The organism is Aeromicrobium changchenzhani, from assembly GCF_057586615.1.
The window spans coordinates 2,622,439-2,642,557 of record NZ_CM172480.1 but is presented as its reverse complement, the minus strand read 5'-3'; the positions used below and the strand labels follow the sequence as shown (position 1 = coordinate 2,642,557).

Sequence of the window (20,119 nt, the reverse complement as noted above, 5' to 3'; positions counted from 1 at the left end):
CCCTTGACGGGCATGACTTCAACCTAATAATCCAACGTCGGGAGGATGGACCCGACAGACTCGCAGGAGGTCTCCATGGAGACGATGCATCTGTTCAACGCACACGACGACCGGCCCGAGGTCGATGGTGTCGCGGACGTGCGGCCGAACATCTGGCTGCTCAAGTCCGAAGAAATCCCGCCATTGCTGTTTACTCCCGAGGAGACAGCGCGACTGCTGATGGTCGGCCGGCAAAAGGTCTACAACCTGATCAGCATGGGCGTACTTCGATCAGTCAAGGTCGGTGCCTCACGGCGAATCTCCGCACGTGCCTTGAGCGACTACGTAACTGAACTGGAGGCGGCTTCCTGATGGCGGCCCGGCGTACGCGTGCCTGGGGTGCTGGGACGTTGCACAAACGAAGCGACGGTCGATGGTCGGCACAGATATTTGTAACCGACGCAACCGGTCACCGTGGTCGACGGACCCTCTATGGTTCGACGCGCAAAGAAGTTGAGGACCAACGCGACGAGTTGCTGGAGGCGCAAGCCCGCAATGAGCCGATCGCGCCGGCGCATCTGACGGTGGAGATCTACCTCCAGGAGTGGCTTGAAACAATCGTGCAACCACGCGTGCGGGCGACCACCTTTGCCAGCTATCAGCGGTACGTCGAAAAATATCTCGTCCCGGATCTGGGGCACACCCGACTAGGCGCATTATCGGTTCGTCAAGTCAGGGTCTACCTCGAGTCACTCCGCCAGCGGGGGACCGGTGATCGGACGATCCAATATGTCCATGCCACGCTCCGTGCAGCGTTAGAAGATGCGATGCGCGAGGAATTGATTCCGAAGAACGTCGCCAAATTGGTGAGAGTTCGCCGGCCGGTCCAACGTGAGGCAAGGCCACTATCAATCGACGAAGTGCGGCAACTGTTTGCCTATCACCATGACGACAAGTTGCTGCCGATGCTTGTTGTCTTCGCATTGCTTGGCCTTCGGCTGAGCGAAGTCTTGGGGTTGAGGTGGTCTGAGGTTGACCTGGACCGTGGCTCCTTACGGGTCGTTCGCGGTGTTCAGCGAGTCAACGGCAAACTGATCGAGTTGCCGCCCAAGACCGAACGATCGCGTCGAACAATCCCGCTGCCTCCGATTGTCGTGGATGTTCTCAAACAACATCACAAGCAGCAGGACTCCGACCGGGCAGAACTTGCCGAGACATGGCCGGCCACGGACTACATTTTCGCTTCGTCGGTGGGCACTGCCATGGATCCGCGAAACTGCACGCGAGTTGTCCAACGCGCATGCCGGAATGCTGGCGTACGAGTGGTCCGGCTGCACGAATTTCGACACGGCTGCATCTCGGTCCTTCTTGAGCTTGGAGTTCCTCCACGGACCGCAATGGAGATCGTGGGCCATACAACGTTGGAGATGACCATGAACGTCTATGGGCATGTGAATCTGGACTCGAAGCGGCATGCGATGGACCAAATGGGTCAGCTGTTCAGCGAAGCGGGTGACTCAAAGTGACGTCAAAAAGTGACGTCAATCCGTCGGCCAAAATCAGTGACCGGGCAAGCCTGTTGGTCGGAGAAATGAGAAACCGCAGGTCACAGGGTATGTGTCCTACGGTTTCTCGCTGTGCGGCATCAGGGACTCGAACCCCGAACCCATTGATTAAGAGTCAATTGCTCTGCCAATTGAGCTAATGCCGCGGAAGCAGAAGTAAATGTATCAGTCGCGGCGGCGACACGAAAATCGAGTCTGTCGACCGTGCACCTAGAGTGGGCAACATGGATCTTGGCAGCTTCATCGAGCGCGAGGGCAAACCCGCACTTCGTTTTGATCGGAACTCCTCCTACCCGATTTCGCACGTATGGGCGGCACTGACCGAGCCAGCAAAGTTGCGGCGCTGGTTCCCGTCCGGTGTGACTCATGAGGCCAAAGTCGGTGGCCGCATCGAATTCTTCGGTGAGCCCTATTCCAAACCCGACACGGGACGGATCCTCGAGTTCCTTCCGCCGACGGCGTTCGCGTTTACCTGGGGTCCAGACGAACTCCACATGAAGCTCGAACGATTTGGCAACGGCTGCCGTCTCATCTTGATCAATGTCCTCGCCACAGCTGACAATGCAGCACGCAATGCGGCCGGTTGGTCGATCTGCCTCGCTGAGCTCGACAAGGTGCTGGCCGACAAGCCGAGCGCCGGGCCACACAGCGATGAGGCTGGGGGAGCGTTCGAGGCGATCTTAAGAGTTTATGTTGCCGCCGGTATGCCCTCGGGTGCGCCGGCCGCCGAACGACCGTCCTAATCTCGTCCGAGTAGTTCCAGCAGTGCATGCGCGGCATTGTGGCCCGCGATACCGCTGACCGCACCACCACGACGGGCACCACTTCCGCACATCAGAATCCGCTCATGTGCGGTTTCAACACCCCAACGGCGGGCGGCGTCGTGCGGGCGTTCGTCGTCCTCGAGCCACGGCCACTGCAGGTCGCCGTGGAAGATGTGACCGCCCGGCATGCCGAGTGCGTCCTCGATATCAAGCGGCGTCTTCGCCTCGATACACCGATTGCCATTGGCGTCGCGGGTGAGTACAGACTCGATCGGTTCGTCCAAGTGCGCATCGAGCCCACGTATGGCCGTCGCGAGGGCCTCTTCCTTGGCCCCAGGGCGCTCGAAAATCTCGGCTGGCGTGTGTAATCCGAAATAGGTGAGCGTATGCGCCCCCGACGTTTGCAGCGTGGCACCGAGAATCGTTGGATCGGTGAGCGAATGGCAATAGATCTCACCGGGAATGACAGTCGGAACCTGACCAGCGCTGGCTTCGGCATGGGCGGTCTCGAGTTGGCTGTAGGACTCGTCCAGATGAAGCGTGCCGGCAAAGGCGATCGCGGGGTCGATTCCCGATGTCAATGTTGGCAACCGGTCGACCATGATGTTGATCTTCAGCTGCGCTCCGCTCGGCTTGGTCGGCAATGGTTCGCCGAGTAGCCCGGCCAGCACCCATGGAGCGACGCCGCTCAACAGATGGGCTGCCGAGAGCTCGAAATCTGCGCCTGAGACCGTGACGTTATCATCGCCCGCGAGGATGTGAGTGACTTCGCTGTCAGTACGGATGTCGACCCCCGCCGCCCGGGCAACCCGTTCGAGTTCGCCGGTCACCGCGCCCATACCGCCGACTGGGACGCGCCACTCACCGGTGCCGTTGCCGATCAGGTGATAGAGGAAGCAGCGGTTCTGGATCAGTGATTGGTCAAGCAACGACGCGAACGTACCGATCAGCGCGTCGGTCGCGACGACTCCGCGTACGACATCGTCGGTGAAGCGCCGTTCGATTGCCTGACCGATCGGCGTATCGATCAGATCAGTCCAGATTGCCATCTCGACCTGATCGCGGATGTCGCCGATGTGGGGGAGCGGCGCGAGCAGGGTTGGCGCAATCGCACCCGCAACTGTCGAGATCTCGCGATAGAACTTCTGCCAAGCCTCGAACTCGTTGTCATCGCCGGTCAACGCGCGGAACGATTCCTTTGTGGCGGTGCCCTCAGCGGTCTCAACGAAAAGGTCACCGGAGCTGTTTGGTGTGTAGGAGGCGGTGGCACGGGACAGCAATCGCAGCTCGAGGCCGAGCTCCTTGATGAGCGGCTCGGGGAAGAGGCTGACCAGATATGAATAGCGTGACAACCGGGCATCGACACCGGTGAACGCCGATGTACTGACCGCCGCACCGCCGACCTGCGGGAGGCGTTCAAGCACCGTCGTCCGGAGCCCGGAACGAGCCAGGTAGATCGCTGCGACGAGCGCATTGTGGCCACCTCCCACGATGATGACGTCGGTGGTTTCGGTGCGGTCAGGGTTCGACGAGTTCGTCATAGCGACACGGTACGCACTGTGGCGGCGTGCCGCTCAGTCGATGTCATGCACGAGGGCGAGCAGTGTGCCTTCGTGCTCGGGAAGCTTGTTGTCTTCACTGGCAACACTGAGCTTGCCGTCGTTGTAAACAAACATGATCACCGTCTCGTCGCCGTAGTGTGCCTTGAAATCGGTGAGTGAGAACTCTTTAGACAACTTCGTACGTTTGACTGTCATACCCGAGTTGAGCCGGTCGCTGAGGTCGTTGTAGGAAAGCGCCGGCCGGAACGGGAAACGTCCGCTGAGGTGCCCGGCTGGATTGCGTTTGGCGCCGCCGGGACCATTGGTCTCACCGTTGCGATGCAATTGATAGACGTTGGCGCGGCCGAACACAGAGGTGAATTGGCGAGCAGCGGTCGCATTTGTGTCGTCGTCGTGGGTGCACGCCAGCAGGTACCCGAGTCCGGAGAGGTCCATTTCTTCAACCGCATACTCGGACAAAATATTGACATTTTCGGTGCTGAGGCCAGCCATGCGGGCCCGTACCAAAGGACGGTAGTCGCGATCGACAACAAGCGTCGGTATCCCCAATTCGGTGAGTATCCGACAGGTGTCGACAACGAGGGGAGTGACGCCAGCGAACAGCACGCCTTGCGGTGACGGGTCCGCGAGTCCCAATCGCCGGGCCAAACGGCCGACGCCAAGGCCATACACGGCCACTGTGCCGACGATTAGGAGGAACACGAGCGGCACCATGTCGGTCGCCTGCGTTGCGAGTTGGTCGAGTTGGTGCGCCTCGCGCGACAACGCAATGGCTTCGGTGCCGGTGGCCTTTGCTGCCTGCTCAGAGACTCCCCGAGCGGCGCGGGCAAATTCGAGCGCGAAGATGCTGCTGACACTGGCTGCGACAATTCCGCGTGGCGCCATGCACGACAACAGCGTACGTTCGCGTCGTTCGACTTTGGTGCCCCACAAGCCGAGCCAGATGCTGACGGGCCGGACGATGAGCACGAGCAGTAGAAAGAAGATCAGCGCGCGGGGTGCCACATCGCTGAGTTGTGCAGGTGTGACGCGGCCGGCCAGGACGACGAACAACGCACCGACGAACAGCACCTGAAGATGTTCCTTGAACTCCATGACGTGTTCGAGGTGCAGATCGCGCTGGTTGGCCAAGTAGATGCCTAATAGCGTGATGGTGAGTAGCCCGCTCTCGGCCTGGAAGGCGTTCGACAGCTGCATCGCGCCGATCGCGGCGGCGAGGAAGGTGACTCCGTGCAGAAAGTCCGGCAGTGCGTGTCTGCGCATCACCGCGGTGAGCACGGCGCCGAGAACGATCGCGATGCCGAAGGAGACCAGCAGCGTCGTCACGATAGTGATGGCGACTGACGGCACGGCGGCGTCAAGGCTGCCAGCCCGGATGCCCTGAAAGACAAGGACGGCCAAGATTGCGCCGATCGGATCGACAATGATGCCTTCCCAACGGAGCAGGGACGAGACCCGACGGGTTGGCCGCAATGTGCGGAGAATTGGATTGATGACGGTCGGACCGGTCACAATCAGGATCGCTCCGACCAGCAATGCGATGCGGATGTCGAAGCCGATCAGCCACGCTGCCAACGTGATGAGCGGCCAAGCGATCGCGGTAGTCACAAAACACAGTCGGAGCACGGGTCGGCCGAGGTCACGAATTTGTCGGAATCGGAGCGAAAGGCTGCCCTCAAACAAGATGATCCCGACCGCGATGCTGACACCGCCAAACAAGACATCGCGCCCGAAGACAGCTTCGGCGGTCACCGCTTGACCGAGGCCGAAGCCGAAGAGCAGCAAAAGCAGCAGCGAAGGAATCCCGATCTTCCATGCGATCCATTGACACGCGACGCTCGCGGCGATCACGAGAGCTAAATAGTCCGTGGGGCCGAGGTTCTTGATCGTGTCAAGGGCCGTATTCCAAAAGTCATTCATCGGCGGTAACCCTGCCTGCTCAGATTGATCGGTGCAAGTCTGCCGGTTGCGGCAGCGTCACGGCTATGGGGATCGGGAATAGTTGACCATAGTTGATAGTTCAACTAGATTAGAAATCAGACCTAAGGAGTTCGACATGCCAGCTGTAACCGTTGCCGATTGGACCGTACTTCCGCGCGTCATCGCGGCCACTCCTGACCAGGAGGATCGGGCCCCGGTCAGCATCACCACTGCCCCGCGCGGTTTTGAGGGTGAAGGATTTCCCGTAAGGCGAGCGTTCGAGGGCGTCGACAAGCGGGCGCTCGATCCCTTCATTCATATGGACCAGATGGGCGAAGTCGAATATGCGCCCGGCGAGCCCAAGGGCACCCCTTGGCACCCGCACCGCGGTTTCGAGACCGTGACCTACATGCTCGACGGTGTCTTCGACCACGCAGACTCCCATGGTGGCGGCGGTTCGATCACCGATGGCGACACACAATGGATGACCGCCGGTTCGGGGCTTTTGCACATCGAAGCTCCGCCGGAGTGGCTCGTGCAGAAGGGTGGGCTGTTCCACGGCCTCCAACTCTGGGTGAACCTGCCACGCAAACAGAAGATGACCGCGCCGCACTATCAGGATCTCCGCGCCAGTGAAGTCGGTCTCGCTTCGACGCCCGACGCCGGCGCGCTCATCCGCATCATCGCGGGCGAGGTTGACGGTGTGGAAGGTCCAGGCAGCACTAAAACACCGATGGCGATGGTTCACGCAACCGTTCTGCCCGGCGCCTCGATGACACTTCCTTGGCGCACTGACTTCAATGCGCTGGTCTATGTCATGGCCGGCGAGGGATCTGTGGGTACCGAGCGAAGGCCAATCCAGTCGGGTCAGTTAGCCGTGCTCGGTCACGGTGAAACCATCACAGTTGGCGCCAATCAGTTGCAGGACAGCCGCCATGTGGCGCTCGAAGTTGTCATTCTTGGTGGTCTGCCGATTCGCGAACCCATAGCGTGGGCCGGACCGTTCGTCATGAACACCCGCGAGGAAGTTCTGCAGGCGTTCGAGGACTTCCAGAAGGGCAAACTCGGCCAGATCCCCAGCGTGCCGCACGCCGACGTACGCGGCGAGATGCTCTGAGCGTCAGTCGCTGAGCTTGCGCAGCGCACCGCCTTTGTGCGCGGCAATATGATCGGTCTTGTCGCTCTTGATTTCATACTGTGGGTCGTCCTTGCTTGCGCGGTGCGTGTGACCTTTATAGTCGAAGTCGCGAGTGTGGACCTTGATAACCTTCCCGCTGACACGTCCGGCCTCAGAATTCCAACTGACATGATCGCCCACCGCATACGTACTCATGATCTGACCGTACCCATTTTAGGCAATATGCTGACGGCATGGCCAAGCAACGGTATGTCGGAGCAATCGACCAGGGGACAACCTCGACGCGATTTATGGTGTTCGACCATGACGGCAAGGAAGTCGCAAAACATCAGCTAGAGCACGAGCAGATCCTGCCGCAGGCCGGGTGGGTTGAGCATAATCCGACCGAGATCTGGGAGCGTACGAGCGCGGTTATCCAGTCGGCACTGCAGAAGGCGCAGCTGCATGCGAGCGATCTGGCCGCGGTCGGGGTGACAAATCAGCGCGAGACGACGATTGTCTGGGACAAGCGCAATGGTCGCCCCTACTACAACGCGATCGTCTGGCAGGACACGCGGACCGACAAGATTGCGGCTGCCCTCGACAAGGACGGACGTGGTGATGTGATCCGGCAGAAAGCCGGGCTGCCACCGGCGACGTACTTTTCCGCCGGCAAAATCCAATGGATCCTCGACAACGTCGATGGCGTACGAGCCGCGGCCGAGGAAGGCAACGCGATCTTCGGCAACACTGACTCTTGGCTGTTGTGGTGGCTGACTGGGGGTTACCGCGGTGGCGAACACATCACCGATGTGACCAATGCGAGTCGGACCATGCTGATGAATCTCGAAACGCTCGCCTGGGATGACGAACTTTTGGGCTTCTTCGACATCCCGCGGCAGATGTTGCCGACGATCAAATCATCCTCGGAGATCTATGGATATACGCGCGAGGACGGTCCGTTTGCTGGCGAAGTGCCGCTGGCCGGCGACCTCGGCGACCAGCATGCCGCGCTCGTTGGGCAGGTCTGTTTTGCTGCTGGGGAGGCCAAAAATACCTATGGCACCGGCAATTTCCTGCTGCTCAATACCGGCACGGAGATTGTTCGGTCGAAGGCGGGCTTGCTCACGACAATCGGCTACAAATTCGGCGATCAGCCCACCGTGTATGCGCTGGAGGGCTCAATTGCGGTGACCGGTTCGGCGATCCAGTGGCTGCGCGACCAACTTGGCATCATCAGCGGGGCTTCGCAGTCCGAATCCTTGGCCCGCCAAGTTGACGACAACGGTGGAGTTTATTTCGTGCCAGCATTTTCGGGCCTATTTGCCCCCTACTGGCGTTCCGATGCGCGCGGTGTGATTGTCGGGTTGTCGCGCTTCAATACGAATGCGCACATTGCCCGGGCCGCGCTTGAGGCGATTTGTTATCAGTCCAAGGACGTTGTGGATGCGATGGCGAAGGATTCGGGGGTCGAGTTGCAGACGCTCAAGGTCGATGGCGGAGTCACCATGAACGAACTGTGTATGCAGATTCAGGCCAATATTCTCGGCGTCGATGTCAGCCGTCCCGAAGTCCCCGAGACGACTGCGTTGGGCGCGGCATACGCGGCTGGTCTCGCGGTTGGTTTCTGGAGTGGTGAGGACGATTTGCGCGGCAATTGGAATGAATCGAAGCGTTGGAGCTCGCAATGGACCGATGAGCAGCGGGCCGCTGGCTATGCGCAATGGCAGAAAGCCGTCCAGCGAACATTGAACTGGGTCGAAGTGGACTGAGCCAAGCATACCGTTGAACCAAAATTGGCAATTGGGCGGTATATCGATGTGCTGCCCACAATTATGTTGAAAGCCACATCGAGCCAGCGATTCTCAGGGAGTCTGGAATGTCCAGCAATTTGCTACAGCGACGCGAAATTGTCACCGCGATCCCCGGACCGGTCTCGTCCGAACTCATGAGACGCAAACGTGCGGCCGTGGCCGCCGGCATAAGTACGACCCTGCCGGTGTTCGCCGCCGAGGCGGGTGGCGGAATCGTCAAGGATGTTGATGGCAACTCGCTGATCGACTTCGGTTCGGGAATAGCCGTTACGACTGTCGGCAATAGCGCCCAAAGCGTGATCGAAGCGGTTCGGGCCCAGGTTGAGAAGTTCACCCACACCTGCTTCATGGTTACCCCGTACGAGGGCTATGTCGCAGTCGCCGAAGCTCTCAACGAGTTGACGCCAGGCGATCATGAGAAGCGTTCGGTGCTCTTCAACTCGGGAGCGGAAGCGGTCGAGAATGCGGTTAAGATTGCCCGTTCCTATACCAAGAAGGCGGCCATCGTCGCTTTCGATCACGGCTATCACGGACGTACGAACCTCACGATGGCCCTGACCGCGAAGAACATGCCGTACAAGGACGGCTTCGGCCCGTTCGCGCCGGAGATCTACCGAGCACCGCTCTCTTACCCCTACCGCGATGCCAAGGAAATGGACGGCGAGCTTGCTGCCAAGCGCGCTATCGACATGATCGAGAAACAGGTCGGTGCGACCAACCTGGCTGCGGTTCTTATCGAACCCATTCAAGGCGAGGGAGGCTTCATCGTTCCCGCTCTGGGGTTCCTGCCCGCAATCGCCCAATGGTGCACGGCGAACGATGTCGTGTTCATTGCCGACGAAGTGCAGACCGGCTTCGCGCGCACCGGTGCGATGTTCGCCTGTGAGCACGACGGCATCGTGCCCGATCTGATCGTCACCGCTAAGGGCATTGCTGGTGGTCTTCCGCTTGCCGCGGTCACCGGCCGGGCCGAGATCGTCGATGCTCCGTGTGCGGGTGGCTTGGGCGGAACGTATGGCGGTAACCCGCTGGCCTGCGCGGCCGCCCTAGCCACGATCGAAACCATCAAGAACGACGATCTCGTAGGTCGTGCCCAGCAGATCGAAGGGATCTTGCTTGGCTGGCTGCACCGACTTCAGAGCGACGATAATCGTGTTGGCGATGTTCGCGGCCGGGGTGCGATGATCGCCGTCGAGCTAGTCAAGCGAAACTCCCAGGAACCCGATCCGGAGCTCACCAAGAATGTTGCCACAGCCGCTCACCAGCAGGGCCTGATCGTTCTGACCTGCGGGACCTACGGCAATATTTTGCGGTTTCTGCCGCCTCTGGCGATCAGCGACAAGCTTCTCAATGAGGGGCTTGAACTCCTCACCGCGATCTTGGGAGACATTAAATAGGGCGTGTTGCCCTCGAAGCGTTCCAAGACGCCCTGTAGTTCAGCGTCGACTGGAGCTAACGATCGATACGGACCGCGTATCGGCGGTGTGTCCGTCGCGCAGCGTCTGATTGACTAGGAACCATGCGATCTGTAGCGCTTTCCCCCGATAACCGCCAAGCCGCCCTCGATGCCATGGCAGCGGAGACTCTCGATATTTTGGTGGTCGGCGGCGGCGTCGTCGGCGGCGGCTGTGCACTGGACGCGGCCACTCGAGGCCTCAGCGTCGGATTGATTGAGGCGCGCGACTTCGCCTCGGGCACATCGAGCCGTTCAAGCAAACTCATTCACGGCGGTTTGCGCTACCTCGAAATGCTTGATTTTCGACTTGTCGCCGAGGCACTGGGGGAGCGCGGTCTTCTCCTGGAGAAACTCGCACCCCACCTAGTCCACCCGGTGCCGTTCCTCTACCCGCTGACCCACCGCGTGTGGGAGCGCTTCTACGCCGGCTCCGGTGTCCTGCTGTACGACACGATGGGCTTCCTGTCGGGCCGTTCGCGTGGCGTTCCGCACCACAAGCATCTGACCCGTCGCGGGGCCCGTCGAATGATGCCGGCGCTCAGGAAAGACGCGCTGATCGGCGCGCTCCACTACTACGACGGCCAAGTCGACGACGCCCGCCACACGATGTTTCTGTCGCGCACCGCTGCGTCGTACGGTGCGCACGTCGCTAGCCGTACGCGTGTTATCGCGCTGTTGCGCGAGGGTGATCGGGTCACTGGCGCGAAGGTCAAGGACCTCGAGACCGGGCGTGAATTCGATATCCGGGCCCGTCAAGTGGTCAATGCGACCGGCATCTGGACCGATGAGACTCAGGCTTTCGCCGGTGAACGGGGCCAGTTCCACGTACGCGCCAGCAAGGGCGTCCATCTGGTTGTTCCGCGCGATCGCATTCGCGGCGAAGCCGGGCTTATCCTGCGCACCGAGAAGTCCGTTCTGTTCGTTATCCCGTGGGGCCAGCATTGGATCATCGGGACGACCGACACCGACTGGTCATTGTCGAAAGACCACCCCGCCGCGAGTCACAGTGACATTAAATATCTCCTGCACCATGTCAACAAGGTGCTTGAGGTGCCACTCACACAAGACGATGTGCAGGGCGTGTATGCGGGTCTGCGCCCGCTGCTTGCTGGTGAGGATGAGGCGACCAGCCAATTATCGCGCGAGCATGCTGTATCGACGAGCGTCAAGGGCCTCACCGTGATCGCCGGGGGCAAATACACGACCTACCGCATCATGGCAAAGGATGCGATTGATGCGGCCGTGCACGGACTATCGGGCCAGCTATCGCGAAAAGTTCCCATCTGTTGCACCGAGGACGTCCCGTTGCTGGGCGCCGACGGTTATGAGGCGGTCTGGAACCAGCGTCAGATGCTCGCTGAGCAGAGTGGGCTTCACGTTGGCCGGATCGAGCATCTGCTGCATCGTTATGGCGCGATGATCAGCGAATTGCTCGACTTGATTAAGGAACAACCTGATCTGGCTAAGGGACTCACCGGCGCAGATGACTACCTCCGCGTTGAGATGGTTTACGCCGCCACTCATGAGGGTGCCCGCCACCTCGATGACGCGATCGCCCGCCGCACGCACATTTCGATCGAGACGTTCGACCGCGGCACGCTCGTCGCGGAGGAGGTCGCTGACCTGATGGGCGGGGTGCTCGGTTGGGACGATCATCAGCGCGCGAGTGAAGTCGATCATTACCTCAAACGGGTGGAAGCTGAGCGGGAGAGTCAGACGATGCCCGACGACGCGACCGCCGACGCCGCCCGGATGGGCGCCGCCGACGTCGTACCGATCACGATGTCCTGACCGGGCCGCTGGATCAGAACAGCCGGCGGACCGGCGCCTCCGACGGGGCGTAGTCGGACGAGCCGGAATAGGCGATCCGAAGGTCCTTCGCGCGCGGTGAATATTGCCATGGCGCGAAGTACGCAAGCCTGTCCTTCAACGTCGTCGTGACTAACTTTTTATCGCCGGAATACAACGTAACCGTGCCCGTTGGCATGCCCTTGCGGGTGCTCACGGCAGCGACGATCCCGAACGGTGTCGAATACGCATACGTGCTGCTAACCGGTAGCGCCGGAGCCGCCTTCTTGATGCCGACGACAATCGGATCGTGATCGCTCGACCGGTACGGGCTGGTGTTGTAGAAGCCGGTCGCGTTGTAGTTGTAACGGCTGTATTCGCGTGCCACTGACTCATAGGCGTTGATGTTCCACACATCCGCGCCGGTGACGCTCTTGGCAGCGGCGGGTGAGGCGAACACGTGGTCGAGCGAGCCGATCATGCCACCGAACTGATAAGTCTCTTTGTCGCTCAACGTCTGGCCGAGGTCGACATAGCCGGCGTCGGCAAGAACCATCAGCGGATCCTCCTGCGTGTACGAGTTAAAGTCGCCCAGCAGGAAGACCTTGTCCGTTCCGAGCGCGGCCTCCTGTCCGGTCGCGAAGCCGGCGAGCGCAGTGGCCTGCAGGACTCGCGAATGATTCGATGCGCCTTGCCCATCACCCTGATCGGCATCCGCGCCGGAGCCTGAACCCTTGGATTTGAAGTGGTTGACGATCGCGAGGAATGTGTCCTCGGCACTCCCGGCGATTGGCGCGAAGCCTTGTGCGAGCGGTTGCCGAGCGTTGTCGAATGCGGGGTCGTCAAGGATGTGGGACTCGCCGACCGGCTTGACCTTGGCTGGCCGGTAGATGAACGCGGTCCGGATGACGTCCTGATGCGCCGGGAGTGTGGCGGGGGAGCGTACGTAATCCCACGTGTCAGCACCGGCGCTGGTGTTGAGCGCATCCACGAGTGTCGCCAAGGCGGCATCGCGATCTTCGCCGAACAGCACTGAGTTTTCAATCTCCTCTAGTGACACGACATCGGCGCTGAGACCGTTGATCGCGTTGACGATCTTCGTTTGCTGACGTTCGAGATTGGCGGCATTGGCCGCACCGCGCGGACCAACCGAACCGCAATCCTTGACCGTGACATTGGCTCCCTTACGGTCCGTGTAATAACTGCAGGTGTGCCCATCGGCGGCATAATCCTCGCCGAGCGTCGTGAAGTAGTTGAGCACGTTGAATGAGGCAATGCGGGTGTCGCCGCCCACATCGGTCGGCGCCGCCGTGCGGGTTGCGGAGAAGTTCGCGACCTCCTGCACCGTGTCGGCATTGTCGGCGGTCAGCGTGCCCAGCGGTTGGATCTTCCAGCCGAAGCGGAAATCGAGAACGCCCGGCCCGGTGAAGTGCGTATGTGCGCCGGCGCGAACCTCGTTGCCGGCGGTCAGCCATGGGACCGGGGTGCCTTGATTGGCGGCGCTGAAGAAATTGGTGGAAGCGCCGTCGTCAAGGGTGATCAGGCTGTCGGCGTTGTGCGCCACAAGCTGGTTATAGGCGGCGCTGCCCGGCCGGGCCTCGTTGGAGGGCTGACGCAACGGCGAATCACCGGGTGCGAGTCCGATCTCACCATACTGGCTCGTCGCGTAGTTGTTGGTGATTGTGTAGGTGTCCTGCGGCTGGATCAGCATGCCTTCGAGTGCTTCGCGCTGGACCTCGGACAGCGGGAACTTGACCGGTGTCGGCTTGACCGCTGGCTGCGGCTCGGTGCTCAGTTGGAAGGAGTCGGAGCTGATCTCGGTCAGACCGCCGAACTCACTGACCTTGCCGGTGACCGAGATCGCGTCGCCGACTTTGACCGTTTTGGCCAGGTCAGGGCCGTAAACGAACACGGCGGATGATGTCGTGCCTGGGGTACCCCCTGATCCGGCGGTCTGTAGATAAATGCCGTTGAAGCCGCCGGCCGGATAGGCGGCGATAACGGCGCCCTGGGTCGTGACGAGTTTGCCGACGAATGGACTGTCGGGGCCGTCGCCCTGGATCTGCTCGATCGTGGCGGCCTCGGGATCGCCGGGCGGCTCCTCGCCGCCCGCGCAGGAGGTTGTGCTGCAGGGACTGGGAACATGTGCGGCGAAATCTGCGGCATTGTTGTCCGAGTCTTTCGCCTCAGTGCGATTGAGCGATAGGGCCGCGCTCTGACCGGTAGCGGCCGCGCCCTCATACGTGTTGGAGCTGCCGTAGCCGACGAGGTCGATGACAGCGGAATTATTGGTCACCGAGCCGATCGGCAAGGCGATCGCTTTGGTGTCGTTGATGAGCGCCACGGTGCCCGACGCACCTGAACTGTTGAAGGCGCCTGAAGCGTCAGCGGCCGGCAGTCCCGCACCGGCCGGGCCCGAGTTGGCGGTGCCTTGGATGAGATAGTGCCCGCCGGCGGCGATTGATCCGGTCAGCGCGATCGCGTTATTGGCGTTGCCGGTTCCGGTCGCCGAGCGGTATTGCACGGATTTGCCGGTGAGCGTGACGGGGGCGTCAGTCGGGTTGTAGAGCTCGATGAAACGGTTGGCGAAGGCCGCATTGGCGGCGCTTCCATTGACATAGGCTTCGCTGATCACGATTGCTGTTCCGTCGGCTGTTGCTTCGTCGACCGTGGCGTGCGCCGGGACGGCGGTGAACAGCCCAGCGATGAGTGCGACGCCAGCGGCAGCACCCGCATTTCGCCATGAAGATGTGCGCATGTTTCCCCCTGATGATGGTGCAAAGAATGACGCCGGCGGGACCGAGACGGCCCCGCCGGGTGGGTTACTTCTTCAGCGTGATGCTGATCGTCGAGGGCGCGTACTTTTTAGTGCCCTGATATTCGACCCGCAGGGTCGCGCCAGGTTTTGGTCCGTAGACTGCGGCAACCGCTTTGCCCTTGTTGGCGTAGCCGTAACCGACTAATTTCTTGCCGGAGTAGACCGCGATCGTGCCGCTGGGCTTTCCGTTCGGTGCGGTCACGGTCGCGGTGACGGCGGAAAAGCCGAAGAACAGGCTGCGTGCCGAGGCGGTGATTGTCGTCGGGCTCTTGGTCGATGTGATCGTGATCGGTACGTCGACCGTTGTGCCGCTCGGTTGCGCAGTCAAGGTCAGCGTCTGTGCACCCGATAGGTCAGCTGGCAATGAGTACGCAATTTTTGCCGCGCCCGCAGTGACCGGGACGGATTGCTCCGATCCCGTGACGCCCTTGAGTGAAGCCTTCACGGTCGCATTCTTCGGCGCACCAAGCGAGGTCAGATCGAGTTTGGTCAACGCGAGATCGACCTTCGAACCAGCCTGGTAGGACGATTTCTGGCCGTTTAGCGCGATCGCTCGACGAGCAAAACTTGGTGCCAGGTCCTTGTGATCACCGAGATACTTGATCCACGCGTCCCGGTCAATCAACCCGGTGTCGACCGTTGTGCCCTCGGTAAAGGCACGGAAGTTGTCGCCGCCGGTGGCCAGGAACGAGAACGTTGCCACCTTGTAGGTCTTGGCAGCATCCAGTGGGCCGCCGTTGACCGACACCGAGGTGATCCGATCGCCGGCTGCACGGCTCGCGTCATACGTATATGTGAGGTTCTTCGACAGGCCGAGTTGCAGGTAGGGGCGTGAGGGCACGGTGCCGTCGGGGTTGGTCTGCCACTGTTGTTCGAGGACCTGCTTGAACTGCGCACCGGTCAGCGCCACTGAGTGCAGGTTGTTGACGAACGGAAGGACCGCATTGGCTTCCGCGTAGGTGATGACGCCATCCTTGTTGACTGCGGCGTCGCTGCCGGTCGAGCCCCCATACAGAAGCTCGGCGCGGAGACCGCCGGGATTGACGACACCGAAGTCGGCGCCGAGCGGAGTGTCACCAACGGCTTCCTTGAGCGAGTCAGCAACGAGATTGCCGAGCGCTGATTCGTTGCTGCGATCGTCCCTGGTCTCGGGAGTCCCATCGGCATTGCCGTCGGTATAGGCAGTCGTGATGTCGGCCTTGACCGAGCCGACTGGCTGACCACCGATCTCATCGGCTTTCGCAAGCGCGGCATCGACAATTCCATCGACCTTCTTGACTCGCGGGAACGCGTCGATGAGAGCTTGATCGTCGGCGGTCGTACGTTTAACGTTGCCAGCGGTGTAAGCCGTGACAGCCTTGGTGTCTTTGTCGAAGGTCAGTTTGACCTGGCCGATACGTTCGCCATAACTGCCCGTTTGCACGATCGGTCGGGTGTGATCGGTGCCGGCTACCGGTGCGTCCCACACATACTCCTTGTGGGTGTGGCCGGTGAAGATGGCATCGACTTCGGGATCGGTCTTCTGCACGATCTTGGCGAATGCGCCGCCAGCGGCAATCTCCTCATCGAGCGATGCGCCATCGGATGTGCCAGCGCTTGCGCCCTCGTGGAAGGAAGCAACGATCAGATCGGGTGGTGTTGCGGACGTTTCGAGCTGCTTAGTGACGCGGTTGACCGCATCGACCGGATCACCGAAATCGACGCTCGCGATCCCGGCCGGTGTCACGAGTGAGGGCGCCTCCTGTGTGACGGCGCCGATCACCGCCACCGAAACTCCAGCAACCTCATAAACCTTGTAGGTGTCAAGGACCGGAGTCTGCGTGCCCTTGGTATAGATGTTGGCGGCGAGGATGTCGTAATCGGCGGCGTCCTGCACTCGGCCGGTGAGATCATCGATGCCTTTGTCGAGCTCATGGTTGCCGACCGCTGAAGCTTTCAAGTCGAGCGCATTGAGCACATCAATCGTCGGCTGGTCTTGCTGCGACGCCGAGGCGAATAGCGAAGCGCCGATGTTGTCACCTGCGGACAGGAACAAGGTGTTGGCGTCGCCGTTCTGGTCGCGTAATTGTTCGACTGTTCCGGCGAACTTCACCGTGTTGCTGTCGATCCGACCATGGAAGTCGTTGATGTCGAGCAGGTTGATGGTCACGTCATTTGCAGCGCGGGCCGTATTGGCGGCGTGAGCTGTGCCGACGCCGGTGAGAACTAATGCCCCGGCCGAAGCGATAGTGGCGAGCCCGACTACCGCAGTGCGTAAGGCTGTGCGGCGCGAATGCAGAAATTGCATGGATCCCCCCGGATCTGATCATTTGCGTACCCATTGCGTACCCATTGCGTACGACGGTCCCGACTCTAGGTAAGTGTGAGCCGATTCACAAGAGGGTGTTCGGTGGCTATTCGATGACGATTGGGTGAACTGTCCGCGGATAAAACAATTGCCCCGGAAACGCTGAGGTTTCCGAGGCAATTCGTGGGGTGGATGACGGGACTCGAACCCGCGACCACCGGCACCACAAGCCGGGGCTCTACCAACTGAGCTACACCCACCACGCGTGCAAGGCATGCACCTCACACGGCGAGGGAAAGTCTAACTGGTGGGCTCAGGCGCCGGTGATCGACCCGGCTTCTTCGGTCGCAATCGACCGAGCGGTCTCGCTATCTGGGCCAGGTTGTGGCACGAAAACTGCGCGACGGTAGTAGCGCAACTCCTCAATGCTTTCCTGAATGTCGGCCAGTGCTCGATGGTTGCCCGCTTTCTCAGGTGAGGCAAAGTAGGCGCGCGGATACCACTGGCGGGCGAGTTCCTTGATCGAGGAGACATCCACGACGCGATAATGTAGGTAGCCTTCGAGTTCAGCCATATCGCGGGCGATGAACGCCTTATCGGTGCCGATGCTGTTGCCGGCGAGCGGAGCCTTGCGGGGTTCAGCGACGAACGCGCGTACGTAAGTCAGCACAGCGTCCTCGGCCTCGCGCAGCGTCATGCCGCTGTCGAGCTCTTCGATCAACCCCGAGGTTTTGTGCATCGTGGTGACGAAGTCGTTCATCTGATCGAGCGCGGCCTGCGGCGGCTTGATGATCAAGTCGACGCCTTCGCCGAGCACGTTCAACTCGAAGTCGGTCACCAGGGCCGCAACTTCGATCAACGCATCCGTCTCGATCGAGAGGCCGGTCATCTCACAGTCAATCCATACCAACTTGTCATTCACAAGAATCCACACTATCGCCTGCCTCGGACAGGCGCGTTTGGTCCGCCCGATAAGGTTCGTTGAAGCCATTTGACGTTCCGTGACTCACGTGACGGTAGTCGTGATTTGTAGGAGAAAACCTTGACCAACGAACGCGAAGATCGCGCTGCTCGCGCCGAAAAGATGCGCAAGGCCCGTGATCGGTCTGATCGCCGCCAGCGCAACTACATCACGATCGGCATTGTCGTCATTGTGCTGGCGCTCATTGGCTTTGGTGGCTGGGCGATCAATAACGCTTCCAGCAATAACACTGTGAGCAGTAAGTATGTCGCCCCGAAGCACACCTCGAAGGACTTTTCGATCGACTACACACCTGAGGTAGCTGGCGGCAAGACCACCAGTAAAACGGTCAAAGTGACTCTGTTCGAGGACTTCCAGTGTCCCGCATGCCAGGCGGTCGAGCAGGAGAGCGGCCCGTTCTTGCGCCAGGCTGTTGGCACCGGTGATGTGACTCTGGAATACCGCCCGGTGTCCTTCCTCGACAAAAACTCGGGTCGCTTCACCGACAACTACTCGCACCGGGCCACGAATGTCGCGTTGTGCGCGCTCAATTCGACCGACGTGAAGACCTTCACCAAGTTGCATGAGAGCTTGTTCGCCGCGCAATCGCCCGAACAAGGCCCAGGTCTCACCACCCCGGTACTCGAGGGATTGGCCGAACAAGCTGGCGCGTCGAAGCTCGGCGAATGTGTCAATTCGCAGCGCTTCACGCCATGGATCGACAAGGCCACGACGGCGTGGGCCGATGCGGGCTATGGCGGAACGCCAACGATCTTGGTCGACGGCAAACAGGTTGAAGGCGTCAAGGACGCTAAAGGCAAGCCCTCCTTGGCCCGCCTAGCTGACATCCAAAAGGCGATCAAGGCAGCGCAAGCCAAGAAGTAGCCGGCGACCAGCGTGCTTCAGCGGGTTCCGATCCAGTAGCCGAGCGAAGCGGCCGCCACGGCGACGACGAGCATTCCTATTCCATTGACCATCGCCGCCTTGTAGCGACTGTCGAGTGCGAGGCGGGCGGTCTCGAAGCTGGCGGTGCTGAAGGTCGTGTAGCCACCGAGGAAACCGATCCCGGCGATCGCGTGCCAGCTGGCGCCTAGGTCAAGCGCGTAGATCAGTCCGAGCAGGAAAGCCCCGCTCACATTGATGATCGTTGTCGCCCACGGGTATGTGCTGGGCCGCCTGCCGCGGATGGCTCCGTCGATGACTAACCGGGAAGCTGCGCCGAGCCCGCCAGCTAGTGCGATCCACAGGGTCATGCGCGCACTCCCTTGCGTGCGGCCGCGATTCCACCGATTGAGGCGATCAAGCCGATTGCGACGGTGCCCAATGCATACGCGGCAGCGAGGCCCGGATGTGATCCTCGCAGCAATGAGTCGGTGTCGACGGCGAGACTGCTGTAGGTCGTGAAACCGCCGAAAAATCCGGTGCCGAGTAGCAGCCGGAGCCGGCGTCGATGGCCTAGATCCGAACCGCGCCGGGCGAGGAGCTCCAGTAAGGCGCCGAGCAGGAATGCGCCGCTGATATTGATCAGGAACGTCCCGAGCGGGAAGTGCCCCGCGGTGCCGATGGTCTCGTCCAGGAGGTGGCGTGCCGCAGTGCCGAGCGCGCCGCCGAGCGCTACCAGCAGCAGGAATCGGGGATTCGTATGGATTGGCAGCGGCGAACCACCGGTGTCTTCATCGGTCTCGATGTCGGGATCGAGCGGCAGTTGGCGCTCAGGTTCGGATCGCTCATCATCGCGCATGGGCACAATGCTCCTATCTCTCGACAGGAACCATCAGCAATTGCGGTTCGGACGTCTCGTGTCGCGTCCAGGCGGGATCCATCGCCAAGTCAAGACTAGCCGTGCTGCCAGCACGCGATAACAGTGGTGGCTAGTGCGTATGCGAGACCGAAACGATGGGTTTTATTGGGTGCGAAGGTTACCGACAGCTTCGTCGCATGGACGCGAAGCGTCTTGCCGTCCTTGAGGAAGACGACGTTGCCATCTGGCGTCTGAAAGGCAGGCATGGTTCCGATTACGGCAACAACCTCAAGGTTGCGCGCGGCAGATCCATCCTGAGCCTGAACCATCCACCGTACGTTTTGCCT

17 protein-coding genes, 2 tRNA genes and 1 riboswitch are annotated in these 20,119 nt (G+C 60.8%); of the genes, 8 read left to right on the top strand and 11 right to left on the bottom strand.

From position 1 onward, the window contains the following. Positions 1-75: 75 nt before the first annotated feature. Positions 76-351, top strand: a complete 276-nt coding sequence (locus AC2YB9_RS13315) for a helix-turn-helix domain-containing protein (RefSeq protein WP_487265821.1) — start codon at positions 76-78, stop codon at positions 349-351. Then, positions 351-1,505 carry a tyrosine-type recombinase/integrase gene (locus tag AC2YB9_RS13310; RefSeq protein WP_487265820.1) on the top strand — a complete coding sequence of 385 codons (1,155 nt, stop codon included), beginning with the start codon at positions 351-353 and terminating at the stop codon, positions 1,503-1,505. Before AC2YB9_RS13315 ends, AC2YB9_RS13310 begins: the two co-directional genes overlap by 1 nt. 112 nt (positions 1,506-1,617) lie before the next feature. On the opposite strand, the gene AC2YB9_RS13305 is transcribed toward AC2YB9_RS13310, so the two are convergent. Continuing rightward, positions 1,618-1,690, bottom strand: a tRNA-Lys gene (locus AC2YB9_RS13305). Positions 1,691-1,768: 78 nt separating this feature from the next. Between AC2YB9_RS13305 and AC2YB9_RS13300 the strand changes: the two genes are divergently transcribed. Then, positions 1,769-2,287: an SRPBCC family protein gene (locus AC2YB9_RS13300; RefSeq protein WP_487265819.1), complete on the top strand. Its 519-nt coding sequence runs from the start codon at positions 1,769-1,771 to the stop codon at positions 2,285-2,287. Here the strand turns inward: AC2YB9_RS13300 and AC2YB9_RS13295 are convergent. Together AC2YB9_RS13295 and AC2YB9_RS13290 are read right to left on the bottom strand one after the other, a co-directional pair. Next, a complete protein-coding gene (locus tag AC2YB9_RS13295; protein ID WP_487265818.1) occupies positions 2,284-3,849 on the bottom strand; it encodes a phytoene desaturase family protein in 1,566 nt (521 codons plus the stop codon). The two genes, AC2YB9_RS13300 and AC2YB9_RS13295, sit on opposite strands and share 4 nt — an antisense overlap. Positions 3,850-3,882: 33 nt before the next feature. After that, a complete protein-coding gene (locus AC2YB9_RS13290) occupies positions 3,883-5,790 on the bottom strand; it encodes a cation:proton antiporter (RefSeq protein WP_487265817.1) in 1,908 nt (635 codons plus the stop codon). Between the two features lie 136 nt (positions 5,791-5,926). On the opposite strand from AC2YB9_RS13290, the gene AC2YB9_RS13285 reads away from it, so the two are divergent. Further along, the gene (locus AC2YB9_RS13285) at positions 5,927-6,907 is read left to right on the top strand and encodes a pirin family protein (RefSeq protein ID WP_487265816.1); all 981 of its coding nucleotides are present in this window, start codon (positions 5,927-5,929) and stop codon (positions 6,905-6,907) included. Positions 6,908-6,910: 3 nt separating this feature from the next. On the opposite strand, the gene AC2YB9_RS13280 is transcribed toward AC2YB9_RS13285, so the two are convergent. Next, positions 6,911-7,123, bottom strand: a complete 213-nt coding sequence (locus AC2YB9_RS13280; protein ID WP_487265815.1) for a hypervirulence associated TUDOR domain-containing protein — start codon at positions 7,121-7,123, stop codon at positions 6,911-6,913. Between the two features lie 38 nt (positions 7,124-7,161). On the opposite strand from AC2YB9_RS13280, the gene glpK reads away from it, so the two are divergent. The 3 genes from glpK to AC2YB9_RS13265 all read left to right on the top strand — a co-directional run bounded on the left by glpK (position 7,162) and on the right by AC2YB9_RS13265 (position 11,968). Beyond that, positions 7,162-8,679, top strand: coding sequence for a glycerol kinase GlpK (gene glpK, locus AC2YB9_RS13275; RefSeq protein WP_487265814.1), 1,518 nt, complete (start codon positions 7,162-7,164; stop codon positions 8,677-8,679). A gap of 107 nt (positions 8,680-8,786) precedes the next feature. Beyond that, positions 8,787-10,118: a 4-aminobutyrate--2-oxoglutarate transaminase gene (gene gabT / locus AC2YB9_RS13270; RefSeq protein WP_487265813.1), complete on the top strand. Its 1,332-nt coding sequence runs from the start codon at positions 8,787-8,789 to the stop codon at positions 10,116-10,118. A 122-nt stretch (positions 10,119-10,240) separates the two neighbouring features. Then, on the top strand, positions 10,241-11,968 hold the full coding sequence (locus AC2YB9_RS13265; RefSeq protein ID WP_487265812.1) for a glycerol-3-phosphate dehydrogenase/oxidase: 1,728 nt from the start codon (positions 10,241-10,243) through the stop codon (positions 11,966-11,968). Between the two features lie 13 nt (positions 11,969-11,981). Here AC2YB9_RS13265 and AC2YB9_RS13260 read toward each other — a convergent pair whose 3' ends face one another. From AC2YB9_RS13260 to orn, 4 genes are all read right to left on the bottom strand, one after another. Continuing rightward, a complete protein-coding gene (locus tag AC2YB9_RS13260; protein WP_487265811.1) occupies positions 11,982-14,723 on the bottom strand; it encodes an ExeM/NucH family extracellular endonuclease in 2,742 nt (913 codons plus the stop codon). Between the two features lie 64 nt (positions 14,724-14,787). Then, positions 14,788-17,070: a bifunctional metallophosphatase/5'-nucleotidase gene (locus AC2YB9_RS13255; RefSeq protein WP_487265810.1), complete on the bottom strand. Its 2,283-nt coding sequence runs from the start codon at positions 17,068-17,070 to the stop codon at positions 14,788-14,790. A 184-nt stretch (positions 17,071-17,254) separates the two neighbouring features. Further along, positions 17,255-17,330, bottom strand: a tRNA-His gene (locus AC2YB9_RS13250). Between the two features lie 53 nt (positions 17,331-17,383). Continuing rightward, positions 17,384-17,992: an oligoribonuclease gene (gene orn, locus AC2YB9_RS13245; RefSeq protein ID WP_487265809.1), complete on the bottom strand. Its 609-nt coding sequence runs from the start codon at positions 17,990-17,992 to the stop codon at positions 17,384-17,386. Between the two features lie 120 nt (positions 17,993-18,112). On the opposite strand from orn, the gene AC2YB9_RS13240 reads away from it, so the two are divergent. After that, the gene (locus tag AC2YB9_RS13240; protein ID WP_487265808.1) at positions 18,113-18,916 is read left to right on the top strand and encodes a DsbA family protein; all 804 of its coding nucleotides are present in this window, start codon (positions 18,113-18,115) and stop codon (positions 18,914-18,916) included. A gap of 17 nt (positions 18,917-18,933) precedes the next feature. On the opposite strand, the gene AC2YB9_RS13235 is transcribed toward AC2YB9_RS13240, so the two are convergent. From AC2YB9_RS13235 to AC2YB9_RS13225, 3 genes are all read right to left on the bottom strand, one after another. Then, positions 18,934-19,284 (bottom strand): fluoride efflux transporter FluC, encoded by a 351-nt coding sequence (locus tag AC2YB9_RS13235; protein ID WP_487265807.1) that lies wholly within the window; start codon positions 19,282-19,284, stop codon positions 18,934-18,936. Further along, complete coding sequence (locus tag AC2YB9_RS13230; RefSeq protein WP_487265806.1) at positions 19,281-19,772, bottom strand: fluoride efflux transporter FluC; 492 nt, start codon at positions 19,770-19,772, stop codon at positions 19,281-19,283. Before AC2YB9_RS13230 ends, AC2YB9_RS13235 begins: the two co-directional genes overlap by 4 nt. 17 nt (positions 19,773-19,789) lie before the next feature. Beyond that, positions 19,790-19,867: riboswitch (Fluoride riboswitch) on the bottom strand. Continuing rightward, positions 19,868-20,101 (bottom strand): hypothetical protein, encoded by a 234-nt coding sequence (locus AC2YB9_RS13225; protein ID WP_487265805.1) that lies wholly within the window; start codon positions 20,099-20,101, stop codon positions 19,868-19,870. Positions 20,102-20,119: the final 18 nt, after the last annotated feature.

Excerpts from the sequence above, each read along its gene's own strand:
- glpK (WP_487265814.1), top strand. The coding sequence starts at position 7,162 with ATGGCCAAGCAACGGTATGTCGGAGCAATCGACCAGGGGACAACCTCG.
- AC2YB9_RS13300 (WP_487265819.1), top strand. The coding sequence starts at position 1,769 with ATGGATCTTGGCAGCTTCATCGAGCGCGAGGGCAAACCCGCACTTCGT.
- AC2YB9_RS13295 (WP_487265818.1), bottom strand. The coding sequence starts at position 3,849 with ATGACGAACTCGTCGAACCCTGACCGCACCGAAACCACCGACGTCATC.
- gabT (WP_487265813.1), top strand. The coding sequence starts at position 8,787 with ATGTCCAGCAATTTGCTACAGCGACGCGAAATTGTCACCGCGATCCCC.
- AC2YB9_RS13230 (WP_487265806.1), bottom strand. The coding sequence starts at position 19,772 with ATGCGCGATGATGAGCGATCCGAACCTGAGCGCCAACTGCCGCTCGAT.
- AC2YB9_RS13310 (WP_487265820.1), top strand. The coding sequence starts at position 351 with ATGGCGGCCCGGCGTACGCGTGCCTGGGGTGCTGGGACGTTGCACAAA.
- AC2YB9_RS13290 (WP_487265817.1), bottom strand. The coding sequence starts at position 5,790 with ATGAATGACTTTTGGAATACGGCCCTTGACACGATCAAGAACCTCGGC.
- AC2YB9_RS13285 (WP_487265816.1), top strand. The coding sequence starts at position 5,927 with ATGCCAGCTGTAACCGTTGCCGATTGGACCGTACTTCCGCGCGTCATC.
- AC2YB9_RS13315 (WP_487265821.1), top strand. The coding sequence starts at position 76 with ATGGAGACGATGCATCTGTTCAACGCACACGACGACCGGCCCGAGGTC.
- AC2YB9_RS13225 (WP_487265805.1), bottom strand. The coding sequence starts at position 20,101 with ATGGTTCAGGCTCAGGATGGATCTGCCGCGCGCAACCTTGAGGTTGTT.
- AC2YB9_RS13265 (WP_487265812.1), top strand. The coding sequence starts at position 10,241 with ATGCGATCTGTAGCGCTTTCCCCCGATAACCGCCAAGCCGCCCTCGAT.
- AC2YB9_RS13280 (WP_487265815.1), bottom strand. The coding sequence starts at position 7,123 with ATGAGTACGTATGCGGTGGGCGATCATGTCAGTTGGAATTCTGAGGCC.
- AC2YB9_RS13260 (WP_487265811.1), bottom strand. The coding sequence starts at position 14,723 with ATGCGCACATCTTCATGGCGAAATGCGGGTGCTGCCGCTGGCGTCGCA.
- AC2YB9_RS13255 (WP_487265810.1), bottom strand. The coding sequence starts at position 17,070 with ATGCAATTTCTGCATTCGCGCCGCACAGCCTTACGCACTGCGGTAGTC.
- AC2YB9_RS13235 (WP_487265807.1), bottom strand. The coding sequence starts at position 19,284 with ATGACCCTGTGGATCGCACTAGCTGGCGGGCTCGGCGCAGCTTCCCGG.